Below are 21647 nucleotides of genomic sequence, written 5' to 3'. Positions count from 1 at the left end.
GGTCGTTTCCGCGGCTCAGGAGCCGCCGCGGACGATTCACCGATGCTTGATGACCGGCAGCCGACGCCGCCAGACGGCGCGCGCGCTCACGCTTCCTTTGACGCTGCGCAGGCATCGCGCGAGCGCGACATTCTTGACGTCGGGGTCGGCAACGCCGTCGAGGCTCGTCGCGCCGAGGCGCGCAGGGCACCCGACGGAGGGGCGCCCGCGGAAGACGGGACGGACGCGGACCCGGACGATCGGCCGGACGGCGACGAGGAGGCGAAGCGTCCGGGCCTGATCCGCCGGCACCCGCTCTGGCTCGGCCTCGGCGCGCTCGCGGTGATCGCGCTCGCGGTCGCGGGTTACTTCTACTGGCTCGTCGGCCTGCATCCCTACGAGTCGACGGACGACGCCTTCGTGGATGCCCGACAGTTCACGGTCGCGCCCAAGGTCTCGGGCTACGTCGTCGACGTGCCGGTGACGGACAACCAGCACGTCGAGACCGGCCAGACCCTGTTTCAGATCGACCGCCGCGACTACGATGTCGCGCTCGCCCAGGCCGAGGCCCAGATCGCCTCGGCCAAGGCCTCGATCCAGAACGTCGATGCGCAGATCGAGGCGCAGAAGGCGCAGATCGATGTCGCGAAGGCGCAGGTGACCCAGACGCAGGCAGCCCTCGACTTCGCCAAGGCGGATGCCGCCCGCTACAAGGATCTCGCCACGCGCGGTGCCGGCACCGTGCAGCAATCGCAGCAATCCACCTCGAACCTCGAGCAGCAGCAGGCATCGCTGCAGCGGGCGCAGGCGAGCGTGATCGCGGCGCAGAAGCAGATCAGCTCCCTGGAGGCCCAGAAGGCGAGCGCCGAGGCGAGCCTCGCGATGGCGCAGGCGCAGGCGGCTCAGGCCGAATTGAACCTCGGCTACACGACCGTGACCGCGGCGCAGCCGGGACGGATCGTGCAGCTCTCGGGCGCCACGGGACAGTTCGCGCAGGCCGGCCAGACGCTGGCGACCTTCGTGCCCGACGAGAAGTGGGTGACGGCGAACTACAAGGAGACCCAGATCGCCGACATGCGGCCGGGCCAGCATGCCTACATCGAGATCGACGCCTATCCGAACCGTAGGATCTCCGGTCGCGTCGCCTCGGTGCAGCCGGGCTCAGGCACCGCCTTCAGCCTGCTGCCGGCTCAGAACGCAACGGGCAACTACGTGAAGGTCGTGCAGCGCATCCCCGTCAAGATCGTGGTCGACAATTGGCCGGACGATGTCTCGATTGGTCCCGGCATGTCGATCGTGCCGACGGTGCGGGTGCGATGAGCGACGCGGCCGCCGCGGCCGGCGGCGGGCGATCGACGGGGCTGCCCAAGGCCGCCGGCGGCCACAGCCCGTGGGCGATCGCCCTCGTCGTGTCGCTCGCGACCTTCATGGAGGTGCTCGACACCACGATCGCCAACGTGGCGCTCCGCTACATCTCGGGTGGCCTGGCGGTCGGTCCCGACGAGGCGGCCTGGGTCGTCACCAGCTATCTCGTCGCCAACGCGATCGTGCTGACGGCCTCGAGCTTCCTGGCCAGGCGCTACGGCCGCAAGGCCTTCTTCATGTGGAGCATCGCGCTCTTCACGGTGGCCTCGGTGCTGTGCGGCTTCGCCTGGAACCTGCAGTCTCTCCTCGCATTTCGCGTGCTGCAGGGGCTCGGCGGCGGCGGCATGGCGCCGCTCGCGCAGTCGATTCTTGCCGATTCCTTCCCGCCGCAGAAGCGCGGCCAAGCCTTCGCTCTCTACGGCCTCGCCGTCGTGGTGGCGCCCGTGATCGGGCCGACGCTCGGCGGCTGGCTCTCCGACAACGTCTCCTGGCACTGGTGCTTCCTGATCAACGGCCCCATCGGCGGCGTCGCGCTTGGTCTGATGTACCTGCTCCTCGAGGACCCGGAATCGGCGGTTGCGGAGCGGCGGCGCCTGCGACGCGAGGGCGTGCGTTTCGACCTCGTCGGCTTCATCCTGGTGGCGACCTTCCTGGGTTCCCTCGAAGTCGTCCTCGACGAGGGACAGCGCAAGGACTGGTTCGGTTCGAACCTCATCGTCACCTTCGCGATCCTGAGCGTCGTCGCCTTCGTGCTGATGATCCCCTGGGAACTCAAGCACAGGAACCCGGTGGTCGACCTGCGGCTGCTCGGCAAGCGGCAGTTCGGGGCCTGCTTCCTGGTGATGCTGGCAACCGGCGCGATCCTGATCGCGACCACCCAGTTCATCCCGCAGATCGTGCAGGATTACTTCGGCTACACGGCGACGCTGGCCGGCCTCGCGCTGGCACCAGGCGGCGTGGTCACCGTATTCATGATGCTGGTGATCGGGCGGATCTCGGGCTACGTCCAGCCGAAATACCTGATTGCGACCGGCGCGACGATCGTCGCCCTCGCGATGTACGACCTGACCCGTCTTTACGGCGACGTCACCTTCTGGTTCTTCGCGTGGTCGCGCATCTATATCGGCATCGGCCTGCCGATGATCTTCATCTCGATCACGGCGGCCTCCTACGAGGGCATCGACAAGTCGCAGACGGATCAGGCATCGGCCCTCATCAACGTCGCCCGCAACGTCGGCGGGTCGATGGGCGTGTCCCTCGCCCAGAACATCCTGGCCTATCGCCAGCAATTCCATCAGAGCCGTCTGGTCGAGCACATCTCGCCGGGCGATCCAGCCTACCAGGAGACCCTTCGCCGGGCGACGGAGTATTTCTCCCAGCACGGGGCGGCGGGCGTCGACGCCCAGGGACAGGCCACCGCCTGGATCGGGCAGCAGCTCGCCCAGCAGGTGGCATTCTGGGCCTACATCGACGTCTTCTGGGCGCTCACCCTCGTTTCGGCCTCCGCAGTGCCGCTGGCGATGATCCTCAGCCGGGTGACGAGCGGTGGGGAGGCGTCGGCCGGGCACTGAGCCCTTTCCCGAACGTTGCGCCTCGGACGGCGATGCACGAAGGACAGGGGACGCGGTGAACCAGAGCGGCTCGAAATTCGTGGTCTATGCCGCCCTCGCGGGCAATCTCGCGATAGCGGCGAGCAAGCTCGCGGCAGCGACCTTCACGGGGTCGAGCGCGATGTTCACGGAAGCGATCCACTCCCTCGTGGACACGGGCAATCAGGGGCTGATCCTGTACGGCCTGCGCCGCGCCGCCCGACCCGCCGACGAGACGCATCCGTTCGGCCACGGACTCGAACTGTATTTCTGGTCCTTCGTCGTCGCGCTCTTGATATTCGCCTTCGGGGGCGCCTTCGCGATCTACGAGGGCGTGGAGAAGATCCGCCATCCGCAGCCGATCGACAGCGCCTGGGTCAACGTGGTCGTCATCGCCGTGTCGATCGTGTTCGAAGGACTATCCTTCGGCGTGGCGCGGAGGGAGATGCGGGCCCGATTCACCGGCATCCCGCTCTGGACCGCAATGCGCCGCTCGAAGGATCCCAGCACGTTCGCGGTCCTGCTGGAGGACGGGGCTGCTCTGGCCGGACTCGTCATCGCTCTCGGCGGCGTCGCAGTGTCGGGCTATCTCGGCGAGCCGCGCGCCGACGGTATCGCCTCGGTCGGGATCGGCGCCCTCCTGATCGGCACGGCCTTCGTGCTCGGTCGCGAGACCCGCAGCCTCCTGACCGGCGAGAGCGCCTCGCCGGCCCTGCTTGACCGCGCGCGCGAGATTATTGCTGCGGATCCGTGCGTCGTGCGCATCGACGATCTGCGCAGCCTGCAGCTCGGGCCGGCCTGCGTCCTCCTCGCGGTGACGCTCGACATCAGCCGTGACCTCACGGCAGACGAGCAGCGCGGCACCATCACGAACCTGCGCGCGACCGTGCAGGCCGGGCTGCCGGTTGTTGCCCATCTCTACCTGCGGCTCGCCGAGCAGGTGCCCGCAGGCACTCATCGGGAGAAGGCAGCGGCAGCCTGAGCTTCGGCTCAGCGCACCTCGGGGAGAGATGCGTCCGTCACGCGCAGGCGGCTGTCCGGCGATCCGCGATCGGGGATCGGAGCGGACACGGTCGCCGCCTCGCTCTGGCCGGCCGCCAGGGCCGCGACGCCCTCGTACTGGCTCAGCCGGCGGTCGATCATGCCGTCGATCCGCTCGTAGACCTCCGCCACCGTGAGGCCGCGACGACCCTTGCCGGCCTTCTCCGTGAACAGGCTGCGGTTCGCCTTGGCTGCGCTGCGGAATTCCTTCTGTGCGACCTGCTCGGGCTTCTCGGCGCTGAGCGCCAGGAAACGGCCCGCACTCGTGGTGCCGAGGAAATGCGCGAGGTAGAGTTCCGACGTCTTCAGGTCTCGCCCGATCCGGGCCTCGATCCGGGCCCGGTCGCGCTTGACCAGCTCGGCAGCCATGAGCGCCGCCACGTAGGCGTCCCGCCGCAGGCCGAGCACGCGCTCGCGCATGCCCTCGCCCGTGACCGTGATGGCGGAGCCGCGTCCCGTCACGGCGGCAGCCTCAGCCTCGTAGCCGTAGCGGGCACCGAAATCGCGGATCATCTCGAGCCAGGTCGCGCTCACGAACTGGAACAGGCCCTCTGCCGAGGACGTCGCAGCCTTCGCCTTCGTGGAAAAACTCGATTCCTTGTCGGCCAGCGCCATCATGTAGACCGGGTCGACACCGGCCTCGGCGGAGGCCCGCAGGATCGTCTCCACGATCGAGCGCGGCACGCTCATGTCGCCGAAGCGTAGGACCTCGTCGCCCGATCCGTTGCGCGGCTGCGGAAGAGCGGCCAAGTCGGACTCGATTAGCACGGTCGTGGCGGGCTCCTGCTCCAGCAGAGGGACTCCGCCCCAGTTGGCCGGCTTCTCCGGCGTCGTACGGATCGCAAGGTCCTGAGCGGCCACGGCGCGCTCGTCGACGCGGTCATGAGCGGCAGCGGCCGGGGCCAGGGCATCCTGCGGCAAACTGAAGCCGATGATCAGCCCAGCCAGCAAAGTTGTGAGCGTACGGCGGCGAATATTTGCAAAAGCGCGACGCTGTCTTACGCACCCGGTCCGTAGCAGCCAAGCTACGGAGCTGTTCTCGCTCAAGGTCTCGTTGAACACGAGACAGCTCGCGTCGTCGGCGCAATGCGCCGGCTCCGGGAAAACCCCCATTCTTCTTCCTTTTTCGTGCCGCGGCTTACTCGGGCGCGACTTCGATCAAGTGGCGGCTATTTCGCCGGCTGCTGTGACCAAAATGGGACAGCGGCGTGATCCAAGCGTGGCACGCTTAAAGGAGCGTTAAGCTTCTCTTTTCATGAAACTTTAACCGATCGTTCGGTCGCCATTCAGCCAAACGAAGGCAGGAATTTGTCTCCGGAGGGCTTGGAACGGAGTTCGAACGAGCCAGTTACCTAGGGCCGCGCGGGGCAGGCCCTTCAAGCCCGTCCGACGCCCCCGTGCACCCACTTTAAGGAAACCCTTCCCCAATGAGCATGCAGACCGGTCGCCGCGTCGGCGTTGCGTTCGTTGGCATGGGTGGCGCCGTCGCCACCACCGCCATCGCCGGCATCGAGATGATCAAATCCGGATCGAACCGGCTCGACGGGCTGCCACTGGCGGGCGTTCCCGTCGCGGGCATGGCGGACTACAAGGATCTCGTGTTCGGCGGGTGGGACCTGAACGGCGACGATCTCGCCTCGGCCGCGGCCGGCCACGGCGTGCTGACCCAGAAGGACATCGAGAACGGCGCCCAGGTGCTCAAGGGCATCACGCCCTGGCCCGCCGTCGGCAGCGCGAAGTTCTGCAAGAACATCGACGGGGCGAACCGCATCGTCGCCAGGGACCATCGCGAGACTGTCTCGATCATCGCCAACGACCTCAAGCGCTTCCGGCAGGAGAGCAACCTCGACGAGGTCGTCGTGGTGAACCTCGCCTCGACGGAGCGCTGGCCCGACCTGAACGCCCCGGTCCTGAATTCCTCGGCCGCCTTCGAGAAGGGTCTCGATGCGAGTGACGAGTCGATCAGCCCGGCCATGCTCTACGCCTACGCGGCGATCAAGAGCGGCGTGCCCTACGCGAACTTCACGCCGAGCGTCGCCGCCGACGTCCCGGCGCTGCTCGAATTCGCCAGGGAGCTCAACGTGCCCGTGGCGGGCAAGGACGGCAAGACCGGCCAGACCATGATGAAGACCGTGCTGGCACCGGCCCTGAAAGCGCGCGCCCTCCATGTCGACGGCTGGTTCTCGACGAACATCCTGGGGAACCGCGACGGGCTCGCGCTGAACGACCCGAACTCGCTGCAGTCGAAGCTCAACACAAAGGGCACTGTGCTCGACTCGATCCTGGGCTACCCGGTCGAGGACCACTTGGTGCACATCCACTATTACCGCCCGAGAGGCGACGACAAGGAAGCCTGGGACAACATCGACGTGACCGGCTTCCTCGGCCAGCGCATGCAGATCAAGGTGAACTTCCTCTGCAAGGACTCGATCCTGGCGGCGCCGCTCGTCATCGAGATCGCCCGGGTGCTTGATCTGGCCAAGAAGCGCGGCGATGGCGGCGTGCAGGAGCAGCTCTCGACCTTCTTCAAGGCGCCGATGGTCAAGAACGGCCGCGGACCGGAGCACGCCTTCGGCAAGCAGGAGGCCATGCTCCTCGACTGGCTCGGCGTGCATTGATGGCATGGGAGGAGGGGAGCGCTGCGGACGCGAGCCCGGCCGCGCCGATCGCGCTTCGAGAGCTTCTCGTCGAGCTCAACGATCTCAAGCGGGTCCGTTCGGCCGGCCGCATCGGCTCGATCGCCGAGCGGCTGTTCGCCCAGGGTTGGTCCGCCCTCACCGCTGGTGCACCGCCCGAGGATGTCGCGCTCGAAGTGACGGCGACGACGCTCGCGGCCTGCCGCCTCTGTGATCTCGACGCGGCGTTCCTGGCCTCTGCCGGCCTGAGCGAGGATGCTGTCACGGAGATCTTGCTGGCCGGCTTCGACGCCGTCGCCGCCGAGGTGTCTGAACCTCTTCGCGGGCGATTGCGCGAGCGCCTGCGGGGTCGCGCGACGCTGACGGCCGGCCCGCTCCCGGGCTTCGTGTCGGCGCTGGCGCACCAACCTCGGGCCGGTGTGACCTGCCCGGACAAGCCGCGCGTCCTGCTCGAACCGCCGGAGAACCACGCCGAGCACTGCCTGATGGTGGCGGTGTACGGCGTCGTCCTGAGCCCCTTCTATCGCGCCGATCCGGCCACGGTGTTCCTCGCCGCGATGGCGCACCACCTCCACAACGCCGCGATGCCGGATGCGGGCTTCACGGGCGAGATGCTGCTCGGCAGTCAGCTCGGCCCGATCATGGTCTGCACGACGCGACGGGCCCTCGATGAGCTCGATCCAATCCTGCGCCAGACGATCGAGCGCGCTCGCGCCATCCTGCCCGATGATGCGACCGCGGAGGGGCGGGCGTTCCACGCGGCGGACGCGATCGATCGGGTGCTGCAGATCGCCCAGCATCTGCGGGCCGCCTCGATCACCATGACGACCGTGCTCGGGGAGATGGAGCTTGTCCATGCGGGTCCCGTGAAGGGGTTCCATGATCGGGTGCTGGAGGCTATGCGCATCCCGTGATCGCACACGCGACGGGGGCGGGTAGCAGAGCATGATCCCCTTCGGCCTATCCTCTCCCGACACCGGCAACGCGCTTCGTGCCGACACGCCGCACTCGCTGCGCGATGCCGAGACCGGCGACCGCTGGCCCTTCATCGACGGCATCCCGTATCTACGGGTCAACCGCGGCAGCCTCGTCGCGGCGGTGCTAGCGCATCTCGATGCCGACAAGCCTGAGGACGCCCTCGTGGCCCTCCTGGCTGATCAGGACGATTGGTGGAACGGCCTGCCGGCCGATCCGGATGAGTTGCGTCAGCTGGTCCGCAGCCGAGAGACGGCGACCCTGCGCGATGCGGTGCGCCTCCTCGGCTGGGGCCGGGTCGGCGACTACTTCCTGCATCGATGGACCGACCCGACCTTTCTGGCAGGGCTGACCCTGCTCGAGGCGCACTGGAACGAGCCGGCCTGTGTCTTCGAGTTCGCCTGCGGCATCGGACACTATCTGCGCGAGTTGCAGATGAGGGGCACCAAGGTGGCGGGCGCCGACGTGGTCTTCGCCAAGCTCTGGGTCGCGCGACACTGGGTCGTCGGCGAGAAGGCACAGCTCGTCTGCTTCGATGCGGGCTCGCCGCACTGGCCCGTCAAGGGCGCACCGATTGATCTCGTCGTTTGCAACGATGCCTTCTATTTCCTCGACGACAAGGCGACTCTGCTTGAATGCCTGCGCCAGAACGCGGGCGACGACGGCTGGCTGGCGCTGAGCCACATCCACAACAGCGATCGCCCCGGATACTCGGCTGGGCGCGCGGTCTCGGCCGAGGAGATCGAGGAGCTGTTTCCCGACGCCCTTGTATACGACGACGCCGAGTTGACGACGGCGCTGGTCGAGGCCCGCGCGCCCGCCCCGCGCAAGCCCTCGGATCTCAGGAGCTGCGAGGCCTTCTCGGTGGTGGCCGGCCCGGGCATGCGTCCGGCTCCACGCTCCGTCGTCGATGGACTGACCCTGCCGCGCGAGGGCACCCGGCTCCTTCTCAATCCGCTCTACGCGCAGGACGGTCCGAATTCCTACGCGATCCGCTGGCCGTCCGAGCGCTACGAGGCGGAATATGCGAGCCGCGTCACCTATCCGCTTCGCTCGGCTGGCCCCGAGACGCTCGCCTGGGGCGGCGAGGCGACCGCGCCGGATGCGGACCGGGTCCGTCGGCGCGAATTCGTCGATCTTCCGGAGCACTGGTGATGGGCGATCGTGTCGGCTGGGGCATCGTCGGATACGGCTGGGTTGCGCGTGAATACATGGCCCCCGGCATCCGTGCCGCCGGTCACCGGCTCGTCGCGATCTGCGATCCCGGCGAAGCCTCGCGCCGCGCAGCGGAGGACGAAGGTGCCCGGGCCTACCCGGACCTCGTGGGCTTCCTCGCGGATTCCGAGATCGAAGCCGTCTACGTCGCGACGCCGAACCACCTTCACCGCGAGGCCGTTGTGGCGCTCGCCAAGGCCGGCAAGGCGGTCCTCTGCGAGAAGCCGATGGCGGCCCATCTGGCCGACGCGGACGCGATGGCCGAGGCCGTCCGCGGCAGCGGCATCTTCTACGGAACCGCCTTCGACCAGCGCCACCATCCCGGTCACCGCGCCATGCGGGCAGCCATCGAGGCCGGCCGGATCGGCACGGTGACGGCGGTTCGCATCGTCTATGCCTGCTGGCTCGACCGCGCCTGGACCTCGATCGCGGGCCAGGACAACTGGCGCATCGACCCCGTGCAGGCCGGCGGGGGCGCCCTGATGGACCTCGCGCCCCACGGGCTCGACCTCGTCGATTTCCTGACAGGCGAGCCGATCGCCGAGATCGCCGCCCTGACCCAGGTCCGCGCCCAGGATTACGCCGTCGACGACGGTGCGCTCCTGATCGGCCGGACCGGCTCGGGCGTGCTCGCGAGCCTTCACGTCGCCTACAATTGCCCGGACGCGCTGCCGCGGCGGCGCCTCGAGGTCACCGGCACGGCGGGCATGCTCACCGCCATCGACACGATGGGGCAGGTGGCCGGCGGCAGCCTCACCGTGACGGACGGGCGGACGGGCCGGTCCGAGGCCATCGCCTTCGACGCCAAGGCATCGCCCTTCGAGGAGCAGGTGCGCGCCTTCGGCTCGGCCCTGCGCCGGCCCGAGGAACGCGCGGCCTATTCCGCCGAGCGCGACCTCCACACCATGCGGCTCATCGCGCGGGCCTATGCCGGCGCCCGGAACACCGACGGACCATGACCGACCACGATCAGGACGCCCGCGCCCGCCACGCCCGCCTCAAGGCACCGCGCCCCTACCGATACGGCGGCCCGCGCTCGATCGAGGGCCTGCCCGAGGCGCTGCCCGAGCCCGTGCGCGCCTACCTCGACGTGCTGCCGCCCGGCCGCATCGTCGGCTTCCCGCTGGCGCCGCTCGACCGGACGGGCATCCCGGTCTGGTTCGTGTCGCTGTTCCTCGACGATCCCTTCTTCGTCGGCGCCATGCCGAGCGGGATCGGCTACGGCGCCACCGACGACGAGGCGATCATCGGCGCGGTCGCCGAGATCGCCGAGAACCTGATGCCCTCGCTCGCGGTGATGCCGCGCAGGAAGGAGCGGGGCTCCTACGACGACCTCGTGCGGGTGTTCGGCCCGTCCTCGATCGCCGACCCGCTGACCCTCTGCCTGCCGGCGGGCTCGCCGGTCGGGCGCGGCACGGTGCTCGAGTGGACGCCCGCGATCCGGCACAGGACCGGCGAGACGGTGCTGATGCCGCTCGACATCGCTGCGACGGATTATTTCGAGCTGTCAGAGGGTTACAAGCCCTTCACCAACCTGATCACCAACGGCCTCGGGGCGGGGCCCGACGTGCCCTTCGCGCTCGGGCACGGGGTTCTGGAGCTTCTCCAGCGCGACGGCAACGGCCTCCTGTTCCGGGCTCTCGACCAGGGCGTGATGCTCGATCTCTCGGAGGGTCTCGGGCCCGAGACCGCCGGGATGCTGGCGAGGCTCGGGGCGCTCGGGATCAGGGCGCTCCCCAAATTCGCGACCGATCAGTTCGGGCTGACGAACCTCTACGTGGTCGGATACGACGAGGATCTCTCCCAAACCCCTGTTCCGATTGCACTTTCAGCCTGCGGCGAGGCCTGCGACCCGGATCGCGAGCGGGCCCTGCGCAAGGCGCTCCTGGAGTTCCAGGCGGCGCGGGTGCGCAAGGCCTTCGGGCACGGGCCGCTGCCCTTCGCCGAGCGGGTGACGCCGCCGGGATACGTGAACGCCTTCATCGAGAAGGCCTTGCCGAGCCTCGATCTCGAGGAGAGCCGGGCGCTCAAGGCCATGCTGGATTGGATCGAGCTGCCCGCCGAGGGCCTGCACGACGTCCTCGCCGGGACGGTCTATTCGGAACAATCCATGAAATCCTTCGCCGAATTGCCGACGACGCCGGCGGCGGACGGGCATGATCGCGGCCGCATCGCCTGCGAGCGCCTGGACGAGGCCGGGTTCGACGTCCTGTACGTCGACTGCTCGCCCCCGGGCGGCGGGGTCGGCGTCGTCAAGGCGATCGTGCCGGGGCTCGAGGTCGAGACCATGAGCTACTACCGGATCGGCGAGCGCAATGCCCGCAAGCTTCTGGAGCGCGACCATCCGCTGATCCGCTTCGGCACCCCGTCCGAGACGCTGCTGCCGGTGCGGCTGACGCCGGAGGCGATCGAGCGCTTCGGCGGCCGGCAGCCCCTGTTCGACACCGCCCTGGCGGAAACGATCGTGGGCAGCCACTATCCCCTCTACCGGGAGCCGGAATCGCACCACGCCCCGTTCCGGCTGCAGCAGCGGGGGCAGGCCGCATGACGCTTCGCTTCGCCTACAACACCAACGGCGCCGCCAACCACCGCCTCGACGACGCGCTCGATCTGATCGCGGAGGCCGGCTACGACGGCGTCGCGCTGACGCTCGACATCCACCACCTCGATCCCTTCGCGCAGGAATGGGCGCGCGAGGCCGAGCGCGTGGCGAGCCGCCTCGAGCGGCTGGGCCTCGGCTCGGTCATCGAGACCGGCGCCCGCTTCCTGCTCGATCCGAGGCACAAGCACGAGCCGACCCTCGTCACCGCCGACGCCGCGGCGCGGGCCCGCCGGGTCGGCTTCCTGAAGCGGGCGATCGATATCGGGGCGATCCTGAGGTCCGAGGCCGTGTCCTTCTGGGCCGGCGTGCCGCGGCCGGGCGTCGATCCGGACGAGGCGCGGGGCTGGCTGCGCGAGGGCCTCGCCGAGGTCGTGGCCTATGCCGGGGGGCGGGGCGTCGTGCCCTGCCTCGAGCCCGAACCCGGCATGCTGGTCGAGACCCTCGACGATTACGCCGCCCTCGGGGTGGATGGGCTGAGGCTCGCCCTCGACACCGGCCATTGCCTCGTCACGGGCGAGCGCGAGCCGGCGGCGGCGGTCTCCGAGTTCGCCGACCGGATCGGAACCGTCGCGATCGAGGACATGGCGCGCGGCATCCACGTGCACCTGCCCTTCGGGGAGGGCGACATGGACGTGGCCGGCGTGCTCGCCGCCCTCGACGCCATCGGGTTCGACCGGCTCGTCTGCGTCGAGCTCTCGCGCGAGAGCCACCGGGCCGACACGATGATCCCGCTCGCCCTCGACTACCTGAAGAGCTGCCGCCGGCCCGGCCCCGAACTGCCCCTGCCCGACCTGAACGCACGGGAAACGCCTGTCCGATGAGGATCTGCTTCGTCAGCCGGCGCTACTTCCCGGCGATTTCCGGCATGAGCGTCTACGCCCAGAACCTGCTGCGCGAGCTCGTCCAGGCCGACCACGACGTCACGATGATCAGCCAGTACCGGGGCGACGCCTTCGGCACCCGGGTCTATGGCGGCGGCCCGCCCCCGCCGGTGCCGGGCGTGCGCGTGATCGGCCTGGAGCAGCTCGGCGAGCAGGAGGGGGGCAACTTCGAGCGCGACATCGAGACGATGGTCGAGACCATCGCGGCCGAGCACGCGCGAGCGCCCTTCGACGTGCTGCACGCGCAGTACGGCTACCCGACCGGCTGGGCGGTGCTGCTCGCCTCGCGCCGGCTCGGCGTGCCGAACGTGGTCTCGATCCAGGGCGGCGACGGCCACTGGGTCGGTTCCTGCTGCGAGACCCACCGGGTCGCCATGTGCGAGGTCCTGGCTCACGCCAACGAACTCCTGATCGGGGGCCGCTCCTTCGTCGAGGAGGTCTGCGGGCGCCTCGGCTCCGACCCCGCCCGCTTCACCATCGTGCCGGGCGCCGTCGACACGGCCCGGTTCGCCCGCGGCGGCGACGGCCTGCCGGCGCCGCATGGGGGCCCGGTGCGGCTCCTCTACCACGGTCGGGTCGACCGCCGGAAAGGCGTGCTCGACTTCATCGACGCGCTGGCACTCCTGCGCGAGCAGGGCACACCGTTCTCCGCCACCATCTCGGGGATCGGCCCCGACGTCGACCCGTCGAGGGCCCGCGCCGCCGAGCTCGGCTTCGACGCGGCCGCGATCCGCTTCACGGGCTACGCCGCCTACGACAGCGTGCCGGACCTCTACCGGGAGGCGGACGTCTTCGTCTCGCCGACCTACGCGGAGGGCTTCTCGAACACCATCCTGGAGGCGATGGCGGCCGGCCTCGCCGTGGTCTCGACCCACTCGGTCGGCGTCTCGGACTGCCTGCGCGACGAGGAGAACGGCCTCCTCACCGAGCCCGGCGACGTGACGGCGCTCGCCCAGGCGCTGACCCGCGTCGTCGAGGACGAGCGCCTGCGCCGCCGCCTCGCCCGCGACGGGCTGGAGGAGTGCCGCCGGGTCTATTCCTGGAAGACGGTCGGCCGGCAGATCATGGACGTCTACGTCCGGGTCGCGCCCGAGCGGCCCGCCGCGGACTTCTCCCCCGACCTGCCCCACGACCCCGCCTGCCGCTTCCGGGCCGAGCCGCACCTGCTGTGAGGGCGGCCGCGCGTCGCGCTGTTCCGTCCCTGCAGCCGTGTCCGGACACGTTCTCGATCCGCACGCTTGCGCGATCGGTATTGGCATGCAGTATGCCACAATTGATGACGGCGTCCTCCTGCGCCGGGCCTGTGGGCGGGCAGCGGGTCGGGCATTCTCGTCTGACGTGGCGCGACGATCGGGCGGCGGAGCATGGCCGGGTACTGGATCAACGTCTTCCGCCGTCCCGACGGGCGGCTCGTCTCCCGTGAGGACATGCGCGGCGGCAGGGCCAGCCGGCGCAGCGCGGAGACCCCGATGATGTACCAGGGCCATTGCCGGTTCCTCTACCGCGTCCGGATCGCCCCGCGCTGCAGCGAGGCCGAGCGGTGCGGGCGCGTGTCCGAGCGCGGCTTCGTGACCCTGACCGGGCCGTGCCCCCGCTGCGGGGCGGACCCGCTCGTGACCTGCGCGAGCGCATTCCGGGTCGGCGCGGGCGGCTGACGCCGCATGGGCAAGAAGGCGGCTGACGCCGCAGGGCAAGAAGGCGGCTGACGCCACACGGGCAAGAAGGCGGCTGACGCCACATGGGCAAGGCTGCGGTCGACGCCGCGGCGGGGTTGAAGGCGGAGCCCCCGCGCCCGATCTCTGCCCGGCCCGGCGCGCCCGGCCTCCGGGCGTCAGCCGCGACGTGACCGATGCCCACCGCCCTTGCCCTCTCGCCCCATCTCGACGACGCCGCCTTCTCGTGCGGCGGCACGCTGGCGCGCCTGGCGGCCTCCGGATGGCGGGTGGTGATGGCGACGGTGTTCACCGCGAGCGTGGCCGAGCCGACCGGCTTCGCGCTCGCCTGCCAGCTCGACAAGGGGCTCGCGCCCGAGATCGACTACATGGACCTGCGCCGCGCCGAGGATCGGGCGGCCGCCCGCGCGCTCGGCGTCGCGGAGCCGGTGCACCTGCCGTTCCGCGAGGCGCCCCATCGCGGCTACGGCTCGGCCCCCGAGCTCTTCGCCGGGACGCGGGAGGATGACGGGATCGTTCGGGAGCTTGCCCCCGCCTTCCGGGACCTCCTCGCCGGGACCCGGCCCGACCTGGTCCTCGTCCCCCAGGCGATCGGCGGCCATGCCGACCACCTGCAGGTCGTCAGGGCCCTCGCCGCCGCCGGGCCGGAGGCGCCGCTGCTGTGGTGGCGCGACTTTCCCTACACGGTGCGCGGCCACGCCCCGCAGGAGCCCCTGCGCGAGACCGTCTCGGGGCTCGCAATCCGGGAGGTCGCGCTCGGGCCCGAGGAGGAGGCGCGCAAGGAGGCGGCCTGCGCGGCCTATGCCAGCCAGATCGGCTTCCAGTTCGGCGGGCGCGAGGGGCTCTCGCGCCGCCTCGCCGAGGAGGGCGGCTTCGAGCGCTTCCGCGTCTCGGGGCACCTGCCGGAGGGCGTGCCGGGGCGCGATGCCTGAGCCCGAGCGCCCGAAGAGCCTCGCCGACCCGGCCGAGCTCGGAGCCCGCCGGGCGCTCGCCGAGGGGGCGGCCCATCTCGCCCCGCTGCGCGCGCTCGCGCGCGCCATCGCGGCCGAGCGCGCGGCGGCGGTGCCCGATCCGGACCCGCTCGACGGCGGGGTGTCGGCCCGGATGCTGCTGCTTCTCGAAACGCCGGGGCCCGCGATCTTCCGCACCGGCTTCGTCTCGCGCGACAACGCCACCGGCACCGCGGCCAACCTGTTCCGCTTCCTCGCGGAAGCGGGGATCGCGCGCCGCGACAGCCTGATCTGGAACGCGATTCCCTGGGTGATCCACCAGGAGGGGGCGCTGAACCGGGCGCCCCGCCGCTCGGAGCTCGCGGCCGCCGGCCCCTATCTCGCGCCGCTGCTCGACCTGCTGCCGCGCCTTGCCGTGGTGGTGCTGGCGGGCCGCTTCGCCGGGGCGGCCCGCCCCGCCGTCGCGGCCCTGCGGCCAGGCCTGCCGGTCGTCGCCATCCCGCACCCGAGCCCGACCTATGTCTGCACCTCGCCGGACGTGGCGCACCGCATCCGCGACGGCCTGAGCCGTGCGGCGCAGGCGCTGCAGGCGGCTGCGCTCTCCTAGGATGACACGGGGTTCCCGCATCGACGCCCGCTGCGCGAGGCTCGACCGATACGGGACCGGGCGCGGGTCCCCTCTCCCGTGCGGGAGAGGGACAGGGTGAGGGGTGCGACCTCTCCGGAAACGGCGAACCCCTCACCCGGTCCGCGTTCCGCGGACCCGACCTCTCCCGAACGGGAGAGGTGAGGCGGCGGCGCCGACTCCGCCGGCATTCACGAGGACGTCGGTGCGGGGCTCGATGGTTCGCAAGGCCGGGCGCGGGTCCCCTCTCCCGTGCGGGAGAGGGACGGGGTGAGGGGTGCGACCTCTCCGGAGACGGCGCACCCCTCACCCGGTCGGCTTTCGCCGACTCGACCTCTCCCGAACGGGAGAGGTGAGGCGTGCCCGGCCGCGATGGGTGGACCCGCCAAGTCGACCCGCCGAGTCGACCTGCCGAGTCGACCTGCCAAGTCGGGACGTGAGGGGCCGCCCGGCCGCGGCATGGGGATCGTCTCTGGTATCCCGCGGCCGTCGCTGGCCTTTCGGACCCGAAGCCCCTACATGCCTCGCCAACGGGCCGCGGTCCGGCATGAGCTCAGGATCCGTCGCGCCGCCCTGCCGGGTCGAGCGCGGCTACCGGCGGAGGCGGACGCCGATCGACATGAATTTTGCAGGACACGAGCAGAAGGCGCTCGACGCGGCCGAGGAACTCGAGGTCGACCGGACCGCCGAGGCCGCGGGCGTGCCGCAGGTCGCGCGCAAGCGCGGCATCCGCGGCCGCTATGCCTGGATCGGCACGGCGGCGAGCATCGTCCTGTTCGCGGTCTCCCTCGGCGTCCTGTGGAAGCTCATCCAGACCGTCACCTGGGCCGAGCTGCACGCCGCCTTCACGGCCGCGACCGCGGGGCAGCTCGGCCTCGCCTTCCTGTTCGTGGCCGTCAGCTACCTGTTCCTGACGGGCTACGATGCGCTGGCCCTGCGCCAGCTCAAGATCAGGGTGCCCTACCGCATCACCGCGCTCGCCTCCTTCACGAGCTACGCGGTGAGCTTCACGCTGGGCTTCCCGCTGCTGACGGCGGGCACGATCCGCTACTGGATCTATTCGGGGCAGGGGCTCTCGGCCGCCAAGATCGCGGCGCTGACCGTGATCGCGGGCTTCACCTTCTGGCTCGGCATGGGGGTGGTGCTGGGCCTGAGCCTGATCATCGAGGCGGGGCAGCTCGCCGGGCTGACCTTCACGTCGATCCGCCTCAACCAGGGGGCGGGGCTCGCCGCGCTCGTCGCCGTGCTCGGCTACCTCGCCTGGGTCTCGCTGAAGCGCCGCAGCGTCAAGGTCAAGGGCTGGCGGCTGGAGCTGCCCGGCGCCTCCGTCTCGCTGAGCCAGATGATCGTCGGCATCGGCGACGTCTGCGCGGCGGCGGCCGTGCTCTACGTGCTGCTGCCGCAGGGCCTCGCCATCGGCTTCACGACCTTCCTGGCGGTCTACGTGCTCGCCGCCATGCTGGGCATCGCCTCGAACGCGCCGGGCGGCCTCGGCGTGTTCGAGGCGACGATCCTGCTCGCCCTGTCGAGCCTGCCCCGCGACCAGGTGCTCGGCTCGCTGCTCCTGTTCCGGGTCTGCTACTACCTCGTGCCCTTCGTGACGGCGCTCGCGATGCTCGGCGCCTACGAGATCGTGAAGCGGTCGCGGCAGATGCGCGGCGACCGGTCCGGCCCGGCCTGAGCCGGGCCATGCTGCGGACGATGGCGCGCGGCGCCCGCCGATCGGCCTGGACCGGGGCAACGATCGTGGCCATCGTGCTCGCCGGCGAGGCGCTCCTGCGCGGCGGGCTCGACCTCGCCTTCCTGGCGAGCGCGCTCGGCGCCGTGGCGCTGGCGGGGCTCGTGGCCGGGCGCGGCGGCAGCCCGGCGCGGCCCGCCGCCGACCCGGCGGGCCCGAGCCGGCCCGCCATCGCGGAGGCGCTGCTCGCCAACATCCCCGACCCCGTCATCCTGATCGACCGCCGCGCCGTGGTGCTGGAGGCGAACCCCGCCGCCCGCGCGCTGCTGCCGGCGCTGAAGCTGCGCCACCCGCTGTCCTTCGCGCTGCGCACCCCCGACGTCCTCGACGGGATCGAGGAGGTCCTGCGCACCGGCCAGCCGCTCAAGACCGCCTACGCCACCCGCGTGCCCACCGAGCGGGCCTTCGAGGTGCAGATCGGCGCCCTGCCGATGCCGGAAGCCGGCGGGCAGGGCGGCGGGCATGGCGGCGGGCAGCCGAACGTGGTGCTGTTCCTGCGCGACCTCACCTCGGCCCGGCGCCTCGAGACCATGCGGGTCGACTTCGTGGCGAATGCGAGCCACGAGCTGCGCACCCCGCTCGCCTCCCTCGTCGGCTTCATCGAGACGCTGCAGGGCCCGGCCCGCAACGACGCGCCGGCGCGCGAGCGCTTCCTCGGCATCATGCTGAGCCAGGCGCAGCGCATGACGCGGCTGATCGACGACCTCCTGTCGCTCTCGCGGATCGAGCTGCGCGAGCACGTGGTGCCGACGCAGCGCGTCGATCTCGGCGCGATCACCCGCCAGATGGTCGACGCGCAGGCCGCGCTCGCCGCCGAGCGCGGCGTCGCGATCAGCCTGGAGGCGGGGGAGGCGGCCTACCTGGTGCCGGGCGACCGGGACGAGCTCATGCGCGTCGTCGAGAACCTGATCGAGAACGCCGTCAAGTACGGCGGCGGCACCGTCGCGGTGGGTCTGAGCCGCAGCGAGGAGGGGCGGCGGGGCACGCCGCAGGTGGAGATCACCGTCCGCGACGACGGACCCGGCATCGCCCCCGAGCACATCCCGCGCCTCACCGAGCGCTTCTACCGGGTCGACGCCGCCTCGAGCCGCCAGCAGGGCGGGACCGGCCTCGGCCTCGCCATCGTCAAGCACACCCTCAACCGTCACCGCGGGCGCCTCGCCATCGAGAGCCGCGTGGGGGAGGGCACCCTGGTGCGGGTGAGCCTGCCCGCCCACGAGGATGCGGGCCCGTGACCGGCCGGGGCGATCCCGGACCCGGCTTGCGCGAGCGCGCAGCGCGGGCCTCCTCGCCCCGTGCGGCGGCGGCCCGGGAGACGCCCCTTGACCTTCCCACGATGGGAAGCCCCACATGAGGCGGCATGGATGATCGCAGGGACCCGCACCCCATGTCCGATTCCGCCGCAGCCGGCCGGAGCCTGAGCTTCCCGGTCCTCGGCCTCTCCTGTGCCTCCTGCGTCGGGCGGGTCGAACGGGCGCTCGCGGCGCTGCCGGGCGCGCGCGACGTCTCCGTCAACCTCGCCACCGCCCGCGCCAGCCTCGCCGGGACCGGCCCGGCCGAGGCGGCCGAGGCGGTGGCGGCGGCGGGCTACCGCATCCCCGAGGCCGTGACCCGGCTGTCGCTCGGCGGCCTCTCCTGCGCCTCCTGCGTGGCCCGCGTCGAGGAGGCGCTCGCCGGGGTGCCGGGCGTGGGCGCGGCGAGCGTCAACCTCGCGACCGGCACCGCCGCCGTGCGCCACCCGGAGGGGCTCGTCGCGCCGGCCGAGCTCGTGGCGGCGGTGGAACGGGCGGGATACGCGGCGCGCCCACTCGCCGAGGCCGCCCCGGGCGAGCGCGCGGACCGGGGCGAGCGCGAGGCGCGAAGCCTGCGGCGCGACCTCGTCCTCGCCGCGCTCCTGTCGCTGCCCGTCGTCGTGCTCGACATGGGCGGCCACCTCTCGCCCGCGCTCCACCGATTCGCGCAGGCCGGCGCCTACGGGCAGGCCGCGCTGGCGACCCTCGTGCTCGCGGGACCGGGCCGCCGCTTCTTCGCGCGGGGCCTGCCGGGGCTCGTGGGCGGCCGACCCGACATGAACGCCCTCGTGGCCCTCGGCGCCGGCGCCGCCTACCTGTACTCGCTCGTCTCGGCCTTCGCGCCGGCCTGGCTGCCCGCGGGCAGCCAGCATCTCTACTTCGAGGCGAGCGTCCTCATCGTCACGTTGATCCTGCTCGGGCGCCTGCTGGAGGCCCGCGCCAGGGGCCGCACCGGGCAGGCCATCGCCCGGCTCGTCGACCTCGCGCCGCGGACGGCCCGCGTGGTGCGGGACGGCGCCGAGGCGGAGGCGCCCCTCGGCGCGCTGCGCGTCGGCGACGTGGTGCGGGTGCGCCCCGGCGAGCGGGTCGCGGCCGACGGGACGGTCCTGTCCGGGGAGAGCTACGTCGACGAGAGCATGGTGACGGGCGAGCCGGCCCCCGTCGCCAAGCGCCCCGGCGACCGCACGGTCGGCGGCACCCTGAACCAGCGGGGCAGCCTCGACCTGCGGGTCGACTCGATCGGCTCCGACACGGTGCTGGCGCAGATCGTGCGGATGGTCGAGGCCGCGCAAGGGGGCAAGCTCCCGATCCAGGCCCTCGTCGACCGGGTCACCGCCCGCTTCGTGCCGGTCGTCGTCGCGGTGGCGCTCGCGACCTTCCTGGCCTGGCTCGCCCTCGCGCCGGCGCCGGCCCTCGGCCACGCCCTCGTCAACGCCATCGCGGTGCTGATCATCGCCTGCCCCTGCGCCATGGGGCTCGCCACCCCGACCTCGATCATGGTGGGCACCGGCCGCGCCGCCGAGCGCGGCGTGCTGTTCCGCAACGGCGCGGCGCTGCAGGCCCTGCAGGAGGTGCGCGTCGTCGCCCTCGACAAGACCGGCACGCTCACCGAGGGCCGCCCGGCGCTGACCGACCTCGTGGCCGCGCCCGGCTTCCCGGAGGAGGCGGTTCTGAGAGCGGCGGCGGCGCTGGAGGCGCGCTCCGAGCACCCGCTCGCCGGCGCGATCGTGGCGGCGGCGCGCGCGCGCGGCCTCGCGCTGCCGGAGCCCGAGAGCTTCGAGGCTCTGGCGGGCTTCGGCGTGGCGGGCCGCGTCGAGGGCCGGGTGGTCGCGATCGGCGCCCGCCGCTACATGGAGCGGCTCGGCATCGCGACCGAGGCGCTCGCCGCGCAGGCCGGCAGCCTCGCCGAGGCGGGGCGCAGCCCCCTCTACGTCGCGCTCGACGGGCGCCTCGCGGCCCTTCTCGCGGTCGCCGACCCCGTCAAGGCCGGCGCGGCCGAGGCGGTGGCGGCGCTGAGGGCGCGGGGCCTCGCCGTCGCGATGGTGACGGGCGACGATGCCGCCACCGCGCGAGGGGTCGCCCGCGCGCTCGGCATCGTCGAGGTCGCCGCCGAGGTGCTGCCCGGCGGCAAGGTCGAGGCGGTGCAGCGCCTCCGCGCCGGCCACGGGCCGGTCGCCTTCGTCGGGGACGGCATCAACGACGCGCCGGCTCTGGCCGAGGCCGAGGTCGGGCTGGCCATCGGCACCGGCACCGACATCGCGGTGGAGAGCGCGGACGTTGTCCTGATGTCGGGCGATCCCCGCGCCCTGGCCGAAGCGGTCGCCCTGTCGCGGGCGGTGATGCGCAACATCCGCCAGAACCTGTTCTGGGCCTTCGCCTACAACGCGGCGCTGATCCCGGTGGCGGCGGGCGCCCTGACGCTCCTCGGCGGGCCGCCGCTCTCGCCGGTTCTGGCGGCGGGCGCCATGGCCCTGTCGAGCGTGTTCGTGGTCGGCAACGCCCTGCGCCTGCGCCGGGCCGGCGCGACGGTCGCCTCGGCGAGGGCCGCGTGAGCGCGGGCGCGGCCGGGCGCGTCACCATCGGGGAGGCCGCGCGCCTCACCGGCGTCTCGGCCAAGATGATCCGCTACTACGAGGAGATCGCGCTCCTGCCCCCGGCGACCCGCACGCGGAGCGGATACCGGTACTACGCGGAGGCCGACCTCCACACTCTGCGCTTCGTGCGCCGGGCGCGCGACCTCGGCTTCTCGGTGGAGGCGATCAGCGAGCTGCTCGCCCTCTGGCGCGACCGGACCCGCGCGAGCGCCCAGGTGAAGGCTATCGCCCTCGACCACGTCGCGGCGCTGGAGCGGCGCATCGCCGAGCTGCAGGGCATGGCGCGCACGCTTCGAGAGCTTGCCGAGCATTGCGGCGGCGATGCCCGCCCCGATTGCCCGATCCTCGACGACCTCGCTGCCGCACCGCCCGGGCCGCCCCGGCGCCGGCGCGGGCCGGGGCCCGGGCCAGGCTGAGGGGTCCTCACGGCTCATACCGTTGCCGGTTGATCCCTTCGGTTCGTCGTTGAGCTTCTTATCCTCGACCTCATCC

General features: G+C 71.7%; 18 protein-coding genes. 17 read left to right on the top strand and 1 reads right to left on the bottom strand.

The genetic code is table 11. The annotated features are described in order from the left end of the window. Nucleotides 1–42 precede the first annotated feature (42 nt). Genes WDW90_RS04360 through WDW90_RS04350 form a run of 3 tightly spaced genes read left to right on the top strand, consistent with a single transcriptional unit; the run spans nucleotide 43 to nucleotide 3915 of the window. On the top strand, nucleotides 43–1299 hold the full coding sequence (locus WDW90_RS04360; RefSeq protein ID WP_336486062.1) for an HlyD family secretion protein: 1257 nt from the start codon (nucleotides 43–45) through the stop codon (nucleotides 1297–1299). Further along, nucleotides 1296–2915, top strand: coding sequence for a DHA2 family efflux MFS transporter permease subunit (locus tag WDW90_RS04355; RefSeq protein WP_336486060.1), 1620 nt, complete (start codon nucleotides 1296–1298; stop codon nucleotides 2913–2915). The genes WDW90_RS04360 and WDW90_RS04355 overlap by 4 nt, the downstream gene beginning before the upstream one ends. Before the next feature lie 55 nt (nucleotides 2916–2970). Further along, a complete protein-coding gene (locus WDW90_RS04350; protein ID WP_336486059.1) occupies nucleotides 2971–3915 on the top strand; it encodes a cation diffusion facilitator family transporter in 945 nt (314 codons plus the stop codon). An 8-nt stretch (nucleotides 3916–3923) separates the two neighbouring features. Here the strand turns inward: WDW90_RS04350 and WDW90_RS04345 are convergent, their stop codons facing one another. Beyond that, complete coding sequence (locus WDW90_RS04345) at nucleotides 3924–4835, bottom strand: transglycosylase SLT domain-containing protein (protein ID WP_336486058.1); 912 nt, start codon at nucleotides 4833–4835, stop codon at nucleotides 3924–3926. A 566-nt stretch (nucleotides 4836–5401) separates the two neighbouring features. Between WDW90_RS04345 and WDW90_RS04340 the strand changes: the two genes are divergently transcribed. From WDW90_RS04340 to cueR, 14 genes are all read left to right on the top strand, one after another. Then, on the top strand, nucleotides 5402–6592 hold the full coding sequence (locus WDW90_RS04340; protein WP_336486057.1) for an inositol-3-phosphate synthase: 1191 nt from the start codon (nucleotides 5402–5404) through the stop codon (nucleotides 6590–6592). Beyond that, complete coding sequence (locus WDW90_RS04335; protein ID WP_336486056.1) at nucleotides 6592–7524, top strand: hypothetical protein; 933 nt, start codon at nucleotides 6592–6594, stop codon at nucleotides 7522–7524. Before WDW90_RS04340 ends, WDW90_RS04335 begins: the two co-directional genes overlap by 1 nt. Nucleotides 7525–7555: 31 nt before the next feature. Then, nucleotides 7556–8740, top strand: coding sequence for a class I SAM-dependent methyltransferase (locus WDW90_RS04330; protein ID WP_336486055.1), 1185 nt, complete (start codon nucleotides 7556–7558; stop codon nucleotides 8738–8740). Then, nucleotides 8740–9759, top strand: a complete 1020-nt coding sequence (locus WDW90_RS04325; protein WP_336486054.1) for a Gfo/Idh/MocA family protein — start codon at nucleotides 8740–8742, stop codon at nucleotides 9757–9759. The genes WDW90_RS04330 and WDW90_RS04325 overlap by 1 nt, the downstream gene beginning before the upstream one ends. After that, nucleotides 9756–11348: a YcaO-like family protein gene (locus WDW90_RS04320; RefSeq protein WP_336486053.1), complete on the top strand. Its 1593-nt coding sequence runs from the start codon at nucleotides 9756–9758 to the stop codon at nucleotides 11346–11348. Before WDW90_RS04325 ends, WDW90_RS04320 begins: the two co-directional genes overlap by 4 nt. Beyond that, a complete protein-coding gene (locus WDW90_RS04315; RefSeq protein ID WP_336486052.1) occupies nucleotides 11345–12223 on the top strand; it encodes a sugar phosphate isomerase/epimerase family protein in 879 nt (292 codons plus the stop codon). Before WDW90_RS04320 ends, WDW90_RS04315 begins: the two co-directional genes overlap by 4 nt. Then, the gene (locus WDW90_RS04310) at nucleotides 12220–13455 is read left to right on the top strand and encodes a glycosyltransferase family 4 protein (RefSeq protein WP_336486051.1); all 1236 of its coding nucleotides are present in this window, start codon (nucleotides 12220–12222) and stop codon (nucleotides 13453–13455) included. The genes WDW90_RS04315 and WDW90_RS04310 overlap by 4 nt, the downstream gene beginning before the upstream one ends. 192 nt (nucleotides 13456–13647) lie before the next feature. Next, nucleotides 13648–13938, top strand: coding sequence for a hypothetical protein (locus WDW90_RS04305; protein WP_336486049.1), 291 nt, complete (start codon nucleotides 13648–13650; stop codon nucleotides 13936–13938). A gap of 194 nt (nucleotides 13939–14132) precedes the next feature. Further along, nucleotides 14133–14888: a PIG-L deacetylase family protein gene (locus WDW90_RS04300; RefSeq protein WP_336486047.1), complete on the top strand. Its 756-nt coding sequence runs from the start codon at nucleotides 14133–14135 to the stop codon at nucleotides 14886–14888. Next, nucleotides 14881–15513: a uracil-DNA glycosylase gene (locus WDW90_RS04295; protein ID WP_336486046.1), complete on the top strand. Its 633-nt coding sequence runs from the start codon at nucleotides 14881–14883 to the stop codon at nucleotides 15511–15513. Before WDW90_RS04300 ends, WDW90_RS04295 begins: the two co-directional genes overlap by 8 nt. A gap of 637 nt (nucleotides 15514–16150) precedes the next feature. Continuing rightward, nucleotides 16151–17212, top strand: coding sequence for a lysylphosphatidylglycerol synthase domain-containing protein (locus WDW90_RS04290; protein WP_431310978.1), 1062 nt, complete (start codon nucleotides 16151–16153; stop codon nucleotides 17210–17212). 20 nt (nucleotides 17213–17232) lie between these two features. Beyond that, the gene (locus WDW90_RS04285) at nucleotides 17233–18504 is read left to right on the top strand and encodes an ATP-binding protein (RefSeq protein ID WP_336486176.1); all 1272 of its coding nucleotides are present in this window, start codon (nucleotides 17233–17235) and stop codon (nucleotides 18502–18504) included. Nucleotides 18505–18629: 125 nt separating this feature from the next. Further along, the gene (locus WDW90_RS04280; RefSeq protein WP_431310972.1) at nucleotides 18630–21113 is read left to right on the top strand and encodes a heavy metal translocating P-type ATPase; all 2484 of its coding nucleotides are present in this window, start codon (nucleotides 18630–18632) and stop codon (nucleotides 21111–21113) included. Then, nucleotides 21110–21571: a Cu(I)-responsive transcriptional regulator gene (gene cueR, locus WDW90_RS04275; protein WP_336486041.1), complete on the top strand. Its 462-nt coding sequence runs from the start codon at nucleotides 21110–21112 to the stop codon at nucleotides 21569–21571. Before WDW90_RS04280 ends, cueR begins: the two co-directional genes overlap by 4 nt. Nucleotides 21572–21647 lie beyond the last annotated feature (76 nt).

The organism is Methylobacterium nigriterrae, from assembly GCF_037106235.1.
GTDB lineage: Bacteria > Pseudomonadota > Alphaproteobacteria > Rhizobiales > Beijerinckiaceae > Methylobacterium > Methylobacterium nigriterrae.
This window is presented reverse-complemented; position numbering and strand designations above follow the sequence as displayed.